Below are 15180 nucleotides of genomic sequence, written 5' to 3' on the forward strand. Positions count from 1 at the left end.
CAGGCCCTCAGAAGCTGCGTGGCAGCTCGAGCAGGTGCTCGGCCACGTAGGACAGGATCAGGTTGGTGGAGATCGGCGCCACCTGGTACAAGCGCGTCTCGCGGAATTTGCGCTCGACGTCGTACTCACAGGCAAAGCCAAAGCCGCCGTGGGTCTGCAGGCAGGCATTGGCCGCTTCCCAGGACGCCTTGGCCGCCAGGTACTTGGCCATGTTCGCGCTGGCGCCGGCATTCGCGCCGCTGTCGTATTCCGCGCAGGCGCGCCAGCGCATCAGGTCGGCCGCCTCGACTTCGATATGGGCTTCGGCGATCGGAAACTGCACGCCCTGGTTCTGCCCGATGGGCCGGCCGAACACCACGCGGTCGCGGGCGTAGGCGCTGGCCTTGTCGATAAACCAGCGGCCGTCGCCGATGCATTCGGCGGCGATCAGGGTGCGTTCGGCATTGAGGCCGTCGAGAATGTATTTGAAGCCCTTGCCCTCTTCGCCGATCAAGCTATCGAGGGGCAGTTCAAGGTTGTCGAAGAACAATTCATTGGTCTCGTGGTTGACCATGTTCGCGATAGGCTGCACGGTCAGGCCGTTGCCGATGGCCTCACGCAGATCCACCAGGAAGATCGACATGCCTTCGGACTTTTTCTTCACCTCGGCCAACGGGGTGGTGCGCGCCAGCAGGATCATCAGGTCGGAATGCTGCACCCGCGAGATCCAGACCTTCTGGCCGTTGATCACGTATTTGTCGCCACGCTTGATCGCGGTGGTCTTGATCTTGGTGGTGTCGGTGCCGGTGGTGGGCTCGGTGACCGCCATGGATTGCAGGCGCAATTCGCCACTGGCGAGCTTGGGCAGGTAGAAGCGTTTTTGCGCTTCGCTGCCGTGACGCAACAGGGTGAACATGTTGTACATCTGCCCATGCACGGTGCCGGAGTTACCGCCGCAGCGGTTGACCTCCTCGAGGATCACCGAGGCTTCGGCCAGGCCCAGGCCGGAGCCGCCGTACTCCTCGGGAATCATCGCCGACAGCCAGCCGGCGTCAGTCAGCGCCTTGACGAAGGCTTCGGGGAAGCCCTTTTCTTCGTCGATCCGGCGCCAGTAGGCCGCGTCGAATGCGGCGCACAAGGCGCGCACGCCGTCGCGGATGGCATTGAGTGCTTCGTTGTCATTCGGGTTCATCTCACGGCTCTCCGCCTGTTGTTCTTGGCTTATTCGAAATGCACTTCAGCGGTCTGCGCCAGGCCATCGGTATTCCCGGCCCACAACGCCGCCACCCCCGCTTCACTGATGCGACCGCCCACGGCAAACGGCTGCAGCGCAATCAACGGGCGCACGCCGCGATAGGTAAAGCGGCGCACGCTGGCTTCGGGATGGGCGCGGCAAAACGCGCGCAGGCTCAAGGTCGCGATCAGCGGACCATGCACCACCAGCCCGGCGTAGCCTTCGGTGCCGGTGACATAGGGGTAGTCGTAGTGAATGCGGTGACCGTTGAAAGTCACGGCGCTGTAGCGAAACAGCAGGGTCGGCGTGGGGTCGATGGTTTCCTGCCACTCACCCTGGGCCGGGGCCTCGCCGCTGCCCGGCTTGGGCGGCGTCGGCTCGCGGTAGACGATGTCCTGTTCTTCGCGGATCGCCAGGCGACCGTCCTGGACATAGTCATGGCGCACGGTGACAAACAACAGCGAGCCGCTGCGCCCGGTCTTTTCTTCGACCTGGGTGATGGTCGACACACGGGTTGCCGCCTCGCCGGCCCGCAGCGGGTGCAGGAACTCGATACGCCCGCCGGCCCACATGCGATTGCGGTTATCCGCCGGCGGCAGGAAGCCGCCACGGGCCGGGTGGCCGTCGCCGCCCAGGGCGCTTTCCGGCAGTGGGTCCTGGAAGAAGCACCACTGCCACAGCGGCGGCAGGTCCGCGCCCTGCTCGGGGACGGCTTCGCCAAAGGTGGCGGCAATGCGTTTGAGCAGGTTATGGCTCAGGTGGTCGTGGGCGGTTTCGCTTCGGCCGATCCAGTCAGTGGCGCTCATCGGGTACAGGTCCTCGGGCAGTGAGTGTCTGCCCCGGATCATGCAAGCACGGCCCCGTTCTGAGAATTTGCATTTCAATAAACCAGCGTTCGGTTATGCTGAACGCTCTTTCCCCGACATCCCGCGCGGCCCAGATCCGCAGATACCGTCTTATCCAACACCGCGCAAATCCGTAGCAGCTGTCGAGCCCCGGCGAGGCTGCGTCGGGCGCGCTGTCGATTCAGGACCGAGTGACGGCCTACGCAGCCTCGCTTGCGCTCCGCAGCTGCTACGGGGATTTGGGCGGTGTTGGATAGGACGGTATATACCGGGGTCATTCATTCGGGAGTTTTGCATGCACTTCGACCTGGCCGACCTGCGCCTGTTTATCCATATCGCCGAATCCCCCAGCCTGACCCAGGGCGCCCGGCGCGCGTTCCTCTCGCCGGCCGCCGCGAGTGCGCGGATCAAGGCGCTGGAAGGCCAGCTCGACACCCGCCTGCTGTACCGCGACAGCCGTGGCGTAGAGATCACCCCGGCGGGTGAACGACTGCTGCACCATGCGCGATTGATCATGCGCCAGGTGGATTACCTCAAGAGTGAATTCACCCAATACGGCGTGGATTCCGCCGGGCATATCCGCATCTTCGCCAACACCACGGCGGTCACCGAGTTCCTCCCGGAGGTGCTGGCCGGCTTCCTGTCCCAGCGTCCTGGCGTGACCGTCGACCTGCAGGAGCGCTTATCCCGGGATATCGTGCGCGGCGTGCTGGATGGCACCAGTGACATGGGCATCATCGCCGGCCCCGTGGAGGCGGCGGGTTTGCAGGTGCTGCACTTCAGCACCGACAAACTGGTGCTGATGGTGCCCGTCGGCCACGCCTTGGCCGGTCAAGCCTCGGTCACCCTGGAGCAGACCCTGGCCTATCAGCATATCGGCCTGCATGAAGGCAGCACCTTGCTGAGCTTCCTGCGTGAACACGTCGAGCGGCTGGGCAAGCAGTTGTCACTGCGCATCCAAGTGTCGAGTTTCGAGGCGATTTGCCGGATGGTCGAAGCGGGCGTGGGCATCGGCATCATCCCCGAGTCCGCTGCCGTAAGGCACAGCCGCACCATGCAACTGGTGGCGGTGACGCTGGAGGAGCCGTGGGCGATTCGCGAGCGCAGTATTCTGGTCAGGGAGCTTGAGGCACTGCCCGGCACCATACGGGCATTGATTGCCACGTTGATGCCGGAAAGCACCTAAGCTCAGAAGTCACCTTGCCAGAGGAAACCTCCCATGCAGCTTGAAGGATCCTGCCACTGCGGCGCCGTGACGTTCAGCCTCACCAGCGCCCACCCGTACCCTTACCAGCGTTGCTATTGCTCGATCTGCCGCAAGACCCAAGGCGGCGGCGGTTATGCGATCAACCTGGCCGGGGATGCCAATAGCTTGCAAGTGCGCGGACGCAAACAGATTTCGATCTACCACGCCCGACTCAAACCCGAGGGCGCCAGCCGTGCCCATTCGAGTAGCGCCGAGCGGCATTTCTGTTCGCAGTGCGGCACTGCGCTATGGCTGTTCAGCCCGGAGTGGCCGGAGCTGATCCACCCGTTTGCCTCGGCCATCGACACGCCGTTGCCAGTACCGCCGGCGCATACGCACCTGATGCTGGGCTCAAAGGCGCCGTGGGTCGAGGTCAGCGTGCGCAAGGGCGACCTGCAGTTTGAGGAATACCCCGAAGAATCCATCGCGCAGTGGCATGAACGCCATGGGCTCAGCCGTTAACAGTCTTTGACAGTTTCCCGACAAAGCTCGCAAAGATTGTTGGACGGCCCTTCCCTAGCATTCGAGCATCCAAACAGCCATTCGGGTGCTCCTCATGTTTCGCAGATTGCGCGGTATTCCGCTGCTGGGTTGCCTGCTGGGCAGCCTCGGTTGCCATGGGCAGCCGCCGGCACCGCCGCCCATTCAGAAGAGTGACTACGGCGCCATCATCCGCTACCTGCAAGCCCGCATTCCCCGGGCGATCGCCCAAGAGCATATCGCCGGCCTGTCGATTGCCCTGGTCAATGGCCAGGAGCTGATCTGGGCCCAGGGCTTCGGCCTGGCCGACAAGGCCCGGGGCGTGCCGGTCACGCCCAACACCGCGTTCCGTGCCGGTGGCATTTCCAAGCTGCTCACCGCCACGGCCGCGCTGCAATGTGTGGAACAACAGCGGCTGGCGCTGGATGCGCCGATCCAGCAGACCTTGCGCGAGTTTTACGTGCGCTCGCGCTTTCATGACGACCAGGCCGCTGCCGACCGCGCTGTCACCCTGCGGCGTTTACTCAGCCACCAGTCCGGCCTGCCCAGCGAACACCTGCGTGACCTGCGCAGCACCTACGCCATGGGGCAGATGCCGATGCGCGTGTCGGGGGTTTGGCTGAGCAGCCCGCCAGGCTCGCAGGTGGCGTATTCCAACCTCGGTTATGCCCTGGTGGGCGCGGCCATCGAGCGCAGCAGCGGCAAAAGCTTTGAAGCCCAGTTGCAAAACAGCCTGCTCAAGCCGCTGGAAATGAACCAGTCGAGTTTTGTCGGCACCGCCAGCCAGCAGGCGTTCCGCGCCCTGGGCTACACGGACGGCGTTGCCAGTACCGATGCCCCGGTGCGCGACCTCGCCGCCAGCGGCCTGTGGGCCAGCCCGAAAGACCTCGCGCATTACGTGCACATGCTCTTCGCCCAAGGCGTCTACAAAGGCAACCGCGTGCTGGGCAGCGCTTCGATTGACGCGATGTTCACCCAGCAGAATACCGGCAATGCGCTGGACTTCGATTGCCAGATGGGCATGGGCTGGTTCCTCGCCCCATGCGGTGACGAGCCCGTCGGCCCCGGTATACGCACTTACCAGCACAGCGGTGGTGGCGACGATTTTGCCGCGCAGCTGAGCCTGCTGCCCGACCAGCAACTGGCCGTGATCATCATGGCCAATGACAGCAACGCCGAAGACCTGGTGGCCGGCCTGGCCACCGACACCCTGCGCCTGCTGCTCCAGGCGCAAACCGGCCACGCGGTCTGCGCCGACGATTGCCAGGCGCCGAGCCACGGCCTGAAATTGCGCCACGTGCCGGCCGCCATCGACCGCAAGCGCCTGGCCGGCTTCTACGCCACCGCCTGGGGCGTGTTCCGGATCAAGGATGACGATCAGCGGCTGTCGGGCGAGTTGGCCGGCTACACCTTCGAATTATTGCGCGACGACGACGGCTGGTTGCGCGCGCAGAAGAAAGTGCTCGGCTTCTGGTTCAAGGACCTCGGCGAACTGGGCCGCGTGCAACTGGACGTGGTCACCGTGCAAGGCCGCCAGATGCTCACCGCCCGCAGCCACGGCCAGCGCGTGGCTATCGGTGAGCGCATCGAACCGCCGCCCTTGTCCTCGGCCTGGGCCGACACCATCGGCACCTATCAAGTGCTCAACACCCATGAGCCGGACGCCCCCCTGAGCGGCATCAGCGTGCGCCTGGAAGACGGCTTCCTGGTGATCCGCGGCCAACTGCACGACGAACCGCTGACCGACTACATCCTGCTGCCGATCGACAACGCCCATGCCGTCCTCGCCGGTAACGGCTACGGCCTGGGCGATACGGTGAGCCGCCAGATCAACGGTCTCAGCGCTTCGGGCTACGCCTTCAAACGCACCCGATCCCCTCATAAACCCTTGGCCTTCTAACCCTCATATGGAACCCTTTATGCGCTCAACCCCCCTGTACCTGTCGCTCTCCTCACTGTGCCTGCTGGCCGCTGCCGACCGCGCAATTGCCGAAGACTGGCAATACAGCCTCAAGGCCGGCATGGCCAACGTACCCCGCTACAGCGGCAGCGACGAACGCATGACCGCGCCGGTGCTGGGTGGCAAAGTCGTCAGCCCCTGGGGGATCTTCCTCGACACCGACAAAGGTCTGGGCTGGGGCTATGAAGGCAACGCCTTGAGCTTCAGCACCTACATCGGTGCCAGCCATTCACGCAAGGACAAGAATCAAAGCCTGCACGCCGGCTCGAAGCGGCTCAAGGGCATGGGCGAGATCAAGGCCCGCCCGCAAGTGGGAGTGAGTGCCAGCTATAACCTGGGTGGCGTGATTGCCGGCGCGACCCTGGAACACGCGCTCAAGGAAGATGACCACAAGGACAGCGGCAAGGCGTTCACCCACCTGGAGCTGAGCCTGGGCACCACGCTCTACGACGGCCGCTACGGATCGGTCGATGCCCGCCTCAACAGTCACTTTGGTGACCGCAATTACCTGCAGACCTGGTACGGCGTGACCACCGGCCAGGCCGCGCAAAGTCGCTTCAAGGCCTACAAGGCCGGTGCGGGCAATATCAGCAATGGCATGAACCTGGTGTGGAGCCTGCCGATCAGCGAGCACACCCAGTTCTCGACCCTGCTGGATGTGCAATACCTGGCGGATGACGCCGGCAAGAGCCCGATTGTGGAGCGGCGCTTGCAGACCTCGGTGATGGGGGTGTTGGAATACACCTTTTGATCGGGTAAGCCCGTCAGAAAATGTGGGAAGGGGCTTGCTCCCTCCCACATTTGCCTCCCATTGTTCTCCGGATACCTATTCGGCATACGCCCACGTCATGCGAAACGACGCCCCGCCCCACTCCGAATCCATCACGTGCACGTGCCCGCCATGCCACTGCGACACCCGTTGCACCAACGCCAGGCCGAGGCCGAAGCCGCCGGTGCGGCGGTCGCGGCTGGCATCCAGGCGCATGAAGGGCTGGAAGATCCTGGCCCGGCCCTCCTCGGGCACGCCGGGGCCGTCGTCACACACACGCACTTCGTAGCCCTCGCCGAACTTGACCAGCGACACCTCGACCCGGCGCTCGGCATAACGGATGGCATTGCGCAGCAGGTTGATCACGGCGCGGGCCATGAAGCGCGGCTCGATCTGGATAACGTCGACCTCGCAGGTGCGCAACGACAACTGGATGCCGGCCGCCTCCGCTTCCAGCGCGACGCTGCCGATCACGCTGTCGAGCCAGCTGTGGGCCTCGATGCGCTCGCGGGTGACCTGGGTGGCACCGCGCTCCAGGCTGGCGTAGGTGAGCAGCTCGGACACCATCTCCTCCAGCTCGCCGAGGTCGGCGTACATATCGGCGATCAATTCGCCCCGCTGGTGCGGGTCGGCCTGTTGCTTGAGCTGGTCGAGTTCGAACGATAACCGTGCAATCGGCGTACGCAGCTCGTGGGACACCGCATTGGTGAGTTCGCGCTGGTTGGCGATCAGGCTTTCGATGCGCTCGGCCATCTGGTTGAAGTGCCCGGCCAGCGCACGCACGGTGGAGCTGCGCGGCAGCAGGATGCGCGAGCCGAGGTCGTTGTCGCCGAAGCGCTGCGCGGCCAGGCGGATATGTTCCAGGTCGCGCCAGTGCGGGCGCACCCAGAAATACAGGACGATGGCCAGGCACAGCCCGAGAAAACCGTAGGCCCACAGGTATAACCACTTGGGCTCTTCCGGCAGTTTGATTTCCAGCAGTTGCGCGCCACCGTCGATGCCCGTGAGAAACTCCATGAAGTCGCCGCGCACCACCAGCAAGCCCTGTTCCAGAAGCTTCTGTTCGCGCTCGGTGAGGGCCTGGGCATCCTTTTGCACCAGCTTCAGGCGCAGGCCGTAGTGGGACTGCAACTCGGCCAGCCGTGCGGCGCGCTGCTCCACGGGCAACGGCCGCAGTTGCTCCACCAAGCCGTATGCCGGGCCACGCATGGCTTCGCGGTTGTAGGTTTCGTTGGCTTCGGGGAGCAGTTCGTCGAAGGTGTAGTTGACCAGCCAGATCGCCCCCGCCAGGCCGATCGCCAGAATCACATACAGGCGCAGAAACAGGCGCAGCATCTAGACCTCCCACGCAAACGGATTGAACAGATAGCCCTTGCCCCAGATGGTCTTGATGCACACCGGCTCACGGGGGTTGTCATTGAGCTTGCCGCGCAGCTTGCTGATGTACACGTCGACGCTGCGGTTAAGGCCGTCGAAGGCGATGCCGCGCATGCGGTTGAGGATGTCGTCGCGGGAAAGAATCTTGCCCGCGCTGCTGGCCAGCAACCACAGCAGCTCGAACTCCATGGTGGTGAGGTCGATCTGCTCGTCCCCCAGGCTGACCACCCGGCAACTGCGGTCAATCGCCAACCGGCCGAACGCGAGGGCGCCGCGCACCGTCGGCTCGGGCGCCTGGCGACGTTGCAGCGCGCGCAGGCGTGCGAGCAGTACCGGCGGCTTGATCGGCTTGATCACATAGTCGTCGGCACCCGACTCCAGGCCGAGGATGTGGTCCAGGTCGTCTTCCTTGGCAGTGAGGATCACAATGGGGATGTCGGACACCGTGCGGATCTCGCGGCACACATGCAGGCCACTCTGGCCCGGCAGCATCAGGTCGAGCACGACAATCTTGGGTTTGAAGTCGAGGAACGCCGCCAGGGCTTCATCGCCACGGTGCACCACGCGCACCTCAAAGCCATGCTGTGACAGAAAATGCGCGATCAGCCCTGCCAGCTTCTCGTCGTCCTCAACGAGCAGGACCTTGCCCAGACCCAGGTTTTCCATAAGTTCTCAGTGTGCAAAGGCGGATTGAAGAGCGGGCATTATAGGTGGCAAGCTGGGCAACTAAAGCAACTGGCCAGTTGGTGCGGACGAAGCTTCATGCTTTTAAGAGTTTTTAACAAATAGCCTGCACTTTTTAACGCCATCCACAGGGAGTTGTATGCGCAAGGATTACCTGGCGTTCTTCGTTTCGCTGTTCCTGTCGCGGCTGGCGGACCAGATCCTGTTGTTTATCGTGCCGCTGATCGTGTTCCAGACCACCCACAGCGTGTCCTGGGCGGGGCTGGCGTTTTTCGTCGAATCACTGCCGCGCTATCTCGCGTTTCCGGTGTGCGGGGCGTTGTGCGACAAGTATTCGCCGGTGCGCATCCTGCATATCAGCCAGGTTTACCGGGCACTGGCCTGTGTGGTGGCGGTGGCGTTGTATGGGATGTTCGACGGTATCTACTGGCTGGTGCTGCTGTCGGCGTTATGCGGGGTACTGACGACCCAGGGCATCATGGCCCGCGAAGTGCTGATGCCCCATGTCTTCCAGCAGTACAGCTATGCCAAGACCCTCTCCTACTCGCAGATCGCCGACCAGAGCGGCCTGGTGCTGGGGCCGCTGGTGGCCGCGCTGATGCTGGAGGTGTGGGCCTGGCACTGGGTGGTGCTGGGAATTGCCGGGCTGTTTGTGCTGGCGGACCTGGCGATGCTGGCCTGGCAGCGTAAAACCACGGCAAGCCTGGACACCCATCGGCAGCACCGGGATATCTGGCTGCAACCGCTGCGCATCGCCTTCGGGCATATTCGTAACCTGGCGGAGCTGAAGCGGATCATTACCCTGGCGGTCGGTGTGAACCTGATCATCGGGGTGACGCTGGCCACCTCCGCCGCCATGGTCACCGGCCTGTACGCCGCCGACAAGGACACCTATGCCCTGCTGCAGGCGGCCGGCGCGGGGGTGACCATCGCAATTCTGTTTTACCTGGCGCGCGCCACCCTGCCCTTGAAAGTGCTGGGCGGGCTGTCTTACTCGATGATCGGCGCCGGCGCGTTGATCATGGCGGTCAGTCCCAACCTGTGGGCATACACCCTGGGCTTCCTGCTGGTCACCGGCTTCGACAAGATGTTCAACGTGTACCTGCGCAGCACCCGTCAGCGGGTCATTCCGGTGCAGGACTTCGGCAAGACCGTGGGCGTGATCACCTTGCTCAACAACCTGCCCCAGCCGCTGGCCGGCCTGGTGATTGCGCTGCTGGCGGCGCCGTTGGGCACGCAAACTGTGATCCTGCTGCTGACCGGGATCACCACATTGATCGGCGTGGCCGTGGCCTCAGGCTGGCACGCCACTGTGAAAGCGGAACTCGATATCGGGTGATTCGATCAGTTCCTGCTCGGCCGCCCTCACCCGCTCGATCACCTGGGCGATGTCCTTGGCGTCGCCGTACTGGTAGGCCAGCTTCAGGTAACCCTGGAAGTGCCGCGCCTCGCTTTTCAGCAGGCCGAAGTAGAATTTGCCGAGTTCTTCGTCCAAATGCGGCACCAGCGCTTCGAAACGCTCGCAACTGCGGGCTTCGATAAAGGCGCCGACCACCAGGGTATCCACCAGCTTGACCGGCTCGTGGCTGCGCACCACCTTGCGCAAACCGGAGGCATAGCGCCCGGCGTGCAGTTGGCGCAATTCGACCTTGCGCTTCTTGATCAGGCGCATGACCTGCTCATGGTGCACCAGTTCTTCCCGGGCCAGCCGCGACATCATATTGATCAGGTCAACATGGGCGTGGTACTTGGCGATCAGGCTCAGGGCGGTGCTGGCCGCTTTGAATTCGCAGTTCTTGTGGTCGATCAACAGGGTGTCCTGATCGGCCAATGCGGCCTGCACCCAGGCATCGGGGGTTCGGCAACCGAGGAATTCGTGGATTTCGGGCAGGTTCATCGGGCTCACGGGCAAAGGATCACAAAAGGCCGCCGATTATACCCACCGCGCCGCAGACCACCAGCCACCGGCCTTGATGTGCATCAACATGACGTCTGGCGGGCAGCAACTATAGTTGTTCCACGCCCACCCTTTTGGAGATCCGATCATGCAAGCCATTCGCAGCATCCTGGTGGTCATCGAGCCCGCGCATTCGGAAAGCCTGGCCCTCAAGCGCGCCAAGCTGATCGCCGGGGTCACCGGCGCACACCTGCACTTGCTGGTCTGCGACAGGAAACACGAGCATTCGGCGCTGTTGAGCCTGCTCAAGGCCGGTTTGCAGGAGGACGGTTACAGCGTGACCACCGAACAGGCGTGGAATGAAAGCCTGCATGACACCATTATCGACGTGCAGCAGGCCGAAGGCTGTGGGCTGGTGATCAAGCAGCACTTTCCCGACAGCCCGCTGAAAAAGGCGCTGCTGACGCCGGCGGACTGGAAGCTGTTGCGCTTCTGCCCGACGCCGGTGTTGCTGGTCAAGACGTCCACACCCTGGGCGGGCGGGGTGATTCTGGCGGCGATCGATGTGGGCAACAACGACGGGGAACACCGCGAGCTGCATCACGCGATCATCGACCATGGCTTCGACATCGCCAGCCTGGCCAAGGCGCAGTTGCATGTGATCAGCGCCCATCCGTCGCCGATGTTGTCGGCGGCGGACCCGACGTTCCAGCTCAAGGAAACCATCGAGGCGCGTTATCGCGAGCAGTGCAAGGCGTTCCAGGCGGAATTCGATGTGGATGACGCGCACCTGCATGTCGAGGAGGGCCCGGCGGATGTATTGATCCCCCACCTGGCCCACACATTGAAAGCGGCCGTGACCATCATCGGCACCGTGGGGCGCACCGGCATTTCCGGGGCGTTGATCGGTAATACGGCGGAGGTGATCCTGGATGCGGTCGACAGTGATGTACTGGTGCTCAAGCCGCAGACGTTGATGGATCACCTGGAAGAACTGGCGACCAAGGCCTGACGCCGATCCCCCTCCCACAGTTGGATGTGTGTTGTCAGTCAGCCAGCGCGTCTCTCAGGAACCCCGGGGCGATATAGCGCTGGTAATGGGCCTCGGACAGAATGAAGAACTCACGGTCGATGGCATCGCGCAGTTCCGGCAACGCCCAATCACGAAACTCCGGCAACAGCACCATGCCGTACGCTTCCAGGTTATTGATCACCCGCGCGCCGCGGGCAATCAGCTGGTACGCCCAGCAGTACTCGGACTGGTGCGGCACGAAACGGATCTTGCGTTGCTCCAGTTGGCCGCGCAGGGTCTTGGGGTCGAAAATCTCGAGCTTGCCGGCCATCACCTGCACCAACAGTTGCTCCAGCCGCAGCCAGACCGCGCGTTTTTCTTCCTCGTTATAGCCATTCCACTGGATCACTTCGTGGTGGAAACGCTTGCAGCCACGGCACACGAGATCGCCGTAGACCGTGGAGCACAGGCCGACGCAGGGGGTCTTGATGGTTTGGTTGGACATGGGCAACGACACGCAAATCAGCGAAACAGTGCGCCATGTTAGCCCTTTGTCTAAGGTTGATCACCCAGCAAACTTGGTGATGCAACTTACCTTTCGAAATTTTTTGCCGTAGAATCATCCGGCCTTGTAAGGCGCCAATAATCCGCTGGAAGCTGTTTTCAAAGCGTCACGAGCACAGTCGTTCCTTCAGAACGGTGTTGGCGATGGTTATTACCCGGTAGGTAATGATCAGCGCCAACCCTCATCAGCTCCGTTCTGCAGGCGTAAAACTTTGAAAGCAGCTTCTGTAAGGAATGCCGGCAGCGCTGGCTTTGCGGCCCAAAAAGCCCCCGAGCGCATGCGTGCCGTTCATTTCTGGATGAGCGTCCCGTGGGACCACTGATGAGGGTAATAACTGTGCTTGAAGCCTACCGCAAACATATCGAAGAGCGTGCAGCACTGGGTATCGTTCCCCAGCCGCTTAATGCCGAACAAACCGCAGGCCTGGTTGAGCTGCTGAAGAATCCTCCGGCTGGCGAAGAAGAATTCCTCGTTGACCTGATCACCAATCGCATTCCACCGGGCGTTGACGAAGCTGCCTACGTCAAGGCCGGTTTCCTGTCTGCCCTGGCCAAGGGCGAAGCCACTTCCCCCCTGATCGACAAGAAACGCGCGGTTGAACTGCTCGGCACCATGCAGGGCGGCTACAACATCGTGACGTTGGTCGAGCTGCTGGACGACGCCGAGCTGGCGCCTGTCGCGGCTGCCCAACTCAAGCACACCCTGCTGATGTTCGATGCGTTCCACGACGTCGCCGAAAAAGCCCGCAACGGCAACGTACACGCCAAAGCCGTGATCCAGTCCTGGGCTGACGGCGAGTGGTTCCGCAACCGTCCGACCCTGGCCGACAAGATCAGCCTGCGCGTGTTCAAGGTCACCGGCGAAACCAACACCGACGACCTGTCCCCTGCCCCGGACGCCTGGTCCCGCCCTGACATCCCGCTGCACGCCCTGGCCATGCTGAAAATGGCACGTGAAGGCATCGTGCCGGACGAGCAAGGCAAGACCGGCCCGATGAAGCAGATCGAAGAAATGCGCGGCCAAGGTTTCCCGATCGCCTACGTCGGTGACGTGGTCGGTACCGGCTCTTCGCGTAAATCCGCGACCAACTCGGTGCTGTGGTTCTTCGGCGACGACGTTCCCTACGTGCCGAACAAGCGCGCCGGCGGCTTCTGCTTCGGCAGCAAGATCGCTCCCATCTTCTACAACACCATGGAAGATGCCGGCGCACTGCCGATCGAATTCGACGTAACCAACATGAACATGGGCGACGTGATCGACCTGTACCCTCATGCTGGCAAAGTCTGCAAACACGGCACCGACGAAGTCCTGACCACCTTCGAAATGAAGACCCCGGTCCTGCTCGACGAAGTTCGCGCCGGCGGCCGTATCCCGCTGATCATCGGCCGTGGCCTGACCGACAAGGCGCGCGCCGAGCTGGGCCTGGGCCCTACCGACCTGTTCAAGCTGCCTGAAGCACCGGTCGACACCGGCAAAGGCTTCACCCTGGCCCAGAAAATGGTCGGCAAGGCCTGCGGCCTGCCGGAAGGCAAAGGCGTTCGTCCAGGTACCTACTGCGAACCGAAGATGACCACCGTGGGTTCCCAGGACACCACCGGTCCGATGACCCGTGACGAACTGAAAGACCTGGCGTGCCTGGGCTTCTCGACCGACCTGGTGATGCAGTCGTTCTGCCACACCGCGGCGTATCCAAAGCCGATCGACGTGACCACCCACCACACCCTGCCTGACTTCATCATGACCCGTGGCGGTGTATCGCTGCGTCCAGGCGACGGCATCATCCACAGCTGGCTGAACCGCATGCTGCTGCCGGATACCGTCGGCACCGGTGGTGACTCCCACACCCGTTTCCCGATGGGCATCTCGTTCCCGGCCGGTTCCGGTCTGGTCGCGTTCGCCGCCGCCACCGGCGTCATGCCGCTGGACATGCCGGAATCGATCCTGGTGCGCTTCAAAGGCAAGATGAAACCTGGCATCACCCTGCGTGACCTGGTTCATGCCATTCCTTACTACGCGATCCAGGCTGGCCTGCTGACCGTAGAGAAGAAAGGCAAGAAAAACGCCTTCTCCGGCCGCATCCTGGAAATCGAAGGCCTGAACGACCTGACGCTGGAGCAGGCTTTCGAGCTCTCCGACGCCTCGGCCGAACGTTCGGCTGCCGGTTGCACCATCAAGCTGTCGAAAGAATCCGTCACCGAGTACCTGAACTCCAACATCACCCTGCTGCGCTGGATGATCGGCGAAGGCTACGGCGATGCCCGCACCCTGGAACGTCGCGCCCAAGCGATGGAAGCCTGGGTCGCCAACCCGGAACTGATGGAAGCCGATGCCGACGCGGAATACGCTGAAATCATCGAGATCGACCTGGCCGAAATCAACGAGCCGATCCTCTGCGCACCGAACGACCCGGACGATGCCCGTCTGCTGTCCAGCGTTGCCGGCGAGAAGATCGACGAAGTGTTCATCGGTTCGTGCATGACCAACATCGGTCACTTCCGTGCTGCCGGTAAGTTGCTGGAGCAGGTCAAGGGTCAGTTGCCAACTCGCCTGTGGCTGTCGCCGCCGACCAAGATGGACGCTCACCAGTTGACCGAAGAAGGCTACTACGGCATCTACGGCAAGGCTGGCGCGCGCATGGAAATGCCGGGCTGCTCGCTGTGCATGGGTAACCAGGCACGTGTAGAGCCGAACTCGACCGTGGTATCGACGTCGACCCGTAACTTCCCGAACCGCCTGGGTGACGGCGCGAACGTCTACCTGGCTTCGGCTGAGCTGGCGGCAGTCGCCTCCACCCTGGGTCGCCTGCCGACCGTCGAAGAGTACATGGGCTACGCAGCGAAACTGGACACCATGGCCAGTGACGTCTACCGCTACCTGAACTTCGACCAGATCGCCGAGTTCCGCAAAATTGCAGCAAGCGCCAACATCCCGGTGATCCAGGCTTAACGGTGTGTTGATGTGAAGGACGCCGCGTATCGCAAGGTACGCGGCGTTTTTTTATGCCTGGAATACCAACACATCCAGTTGATCCCGAGGCGACCTTATGTCTTCAACCACACCACCGTTTGATCCTGAGAATGAGCCGACTGATGTACACCACTCCAAATGTGGGAGGGGGCTTGCCCCCGATGA

General features: G+C 62.7%; 13 protein-coding genes. 7 read left to right on the forward strand and 6 right to left on the reverse strand.

Going from position 1 to position 15180, the window contains the following annotated elements; all coding sequences use genetic code 11:
- Window positions 1-7: 7 nt before the first annotated feature.
- Window positions 8-1171 carry an acyl-CoA dehydrogenase family protein gene (locus BM416_RS02735; protein ID WP_092485102.1) on the reverse strand — a complete coding sequence of 388 codons (1164 nt, stop codon included), beginning with the start codon at window positions 1169-1171 and terminating at the stop codon, window positions 8-10.
- A gap of 29 nt (window positions 1172-1200) precedes the next feature.
- Window positions 1201-2019, reverse strand: coding sequence for an HTD2 family dehydratase (locus BM416_RS02740; protein ID WP_092485105.1), 819 nt, complete (start codon window positions 2017-2019; stop codon window positions 1201-1203).
- Between the two features lie 334 nt (window positions 2020-2353).
- Here BM416_RS02740 and BM416_RS02745 point away from each other — a divergent pair, with 334 nt between their 5' ends.
- From BM416_RS02745 to BM416_RS02760, 4 genes are all read left to right on the forward strand, one after another.
- Window positions 2354-3244 carry a LysR family transcriptional regulator gene (locus BM416_RS02745; protein WP_092485108.1) on the forward strand — a complete coding sequence of 297 codons (891 nt, stop codon included), beginning with the start codon at window positions 2354-2356 and terminating at the stop codon, window positions 3242-3244.
- Window positions 3245-3277: 33 nt separating this feature from the next.
- Entirely contained in the window at window positions 3278-3766 is a 489-nt protein-coding gene (locus tag BM416_RS02750) for a GFA family protein (protein WP_092485111.1), read from the forward strand.
- Window positions 3767-3860: 94 nt separating this feature from the next.
- The gene (locus tag BM416_RS02755; RefSeq protein WP_092485113.1) at window positions 3861-5684 is read left to right on the forward strand and encodes a serine hydrolase domain-containing protein; all 1824 of its coding nucleotides are present in this window, start codon (window positions 3861-3863) and stop codon (window positions 5682-5684) included.
- A gap of 19 nt (window positions 5685-5703) precedes the next feature.
- Window positions 5704-6495, forward strand: coding sequence for a MipA/OmpV family protein (locus BM416_RS02760; RefSeq protein ID WP_092485116.1), 792 nt, complete (start codon window positions 5704-5706; stop codon window positions 6493-6495).
- 75 nt (window positions 6496-6570) lie between these two features.
- Here BM416_RS02760 and BM416_RS02765 read toward each other — a convergent pair whose 3' ends face one another.
- Together BM416_RS02765 and BM416_RS02770 are read right to left on the reverse strand one after the other, a co-directional pair.
- Entirely contained in the window at window positions 6571-7848 is a 1278-nt protein-coding gene (locus BM416_RS02765; RefSeq protein WP_065942047.1) for an ATP-binding protein, read from the reverse strand.
- A complete protein-coding gene (locus tag BM416_RS02770; RefSeq protein WP_092485119.1) occupies window positions 7849-8556 on the reverse strand; it encodes a response regulator in 708 nt (235 codons plus the stop codon).
- 157 nt (window positions 8557-8713) lie between these two features.
- Between BM416_RS02770 and BM416_RS02775 the strand changes: the two genes are divergently transcribed.
- Window positions 8714-9913 (forward strand): MFS transporter, encoded by a 1200-nt coding sequence (locus BM416_RS02775; RefSeq protein WP_092485122.1) that lies wholly within the window; start codon window positions 8714-8716, stop codon window positions 9911-9913.
- Here the strand turns inward: BM416_RS02775 and BM416_RS02780 are convergent.
- Window positions 9869-10471, reverse strand: a complete 603-nt coding sequence (locus BM416_RS02780; protein ID WP_027608547.1) for a MiaE family protein — start codon at window positions 10469-10471, stop codon at window positions 9869-9871. The genes BM416_RS02775 and BM416_RS02780 overlap by 45 nt on opposite strands.
- A 148-nt stretch (window positions 10472-10619) precedes the next feature.
- Here BM416_RS02780 and BM416_RS02785 point away from each other — a divergent pair, with 148 nt between their 5' ends.
- The gene (locus tag BM416_RS02785) at window positions 10620-11483 is read left to right on the forward strand and encodes a universal stress protein (protein WP_092485125.1); all 864 of its coding nucleotides are present in this window, start codon (window positions 10620-10622) and stop codon (window positions 11481-11483) included.
- 34 nt (window positions 11484-11517) lie between these two features.
- On the opposite strand, the gene BM416_RS02790 is transcribed toward BM416_RS02785, so the two are convergent.
- Window positions 11518-11988 carry a DUF1289 domain-containing protein gene (locus tag BM416_RS02790; protein ID WP_065928006.1) on the reverse strand — a complete coding sequence of 157 codons (471 nt, stop codon included), beginning with the start codon at window positions 11986-11988 and terminating at the stop codon, window positions 11518-11520.
- A gap of 396 nt (window positions 11989-12384) precedes the next feature.
- Here BM416_RS02790 and acnB point away from each other — a divergent pair, with 396 nt between their 5' ends.
- Window positions 12385-14994, forward strand: a complete 2610-nt coding sequence (gene acnB, locus BM416_RS02795; protein ID WP_092485128.1) for a bifunctional aconitate hydratase 2/2-methylisocitrate dehydratase — start codon at window positions 12385-12387, stop codon at window positions 14992-14994.
- Window positions 14995-15180: the final 186 nt, after the last annotated feature.

This window comes from Pseudomonas sp. NFACC42-2 (assembly GCF_900116055.1).
GTDB classification, from domain to species: domain Bacteria; phylum Pseudomonadota; class Gammaproteobacteria; order Pseudomonadales; family Pseudomonadaceae; genus Aquipseudomonas; species Aquipseudomonas marginalis.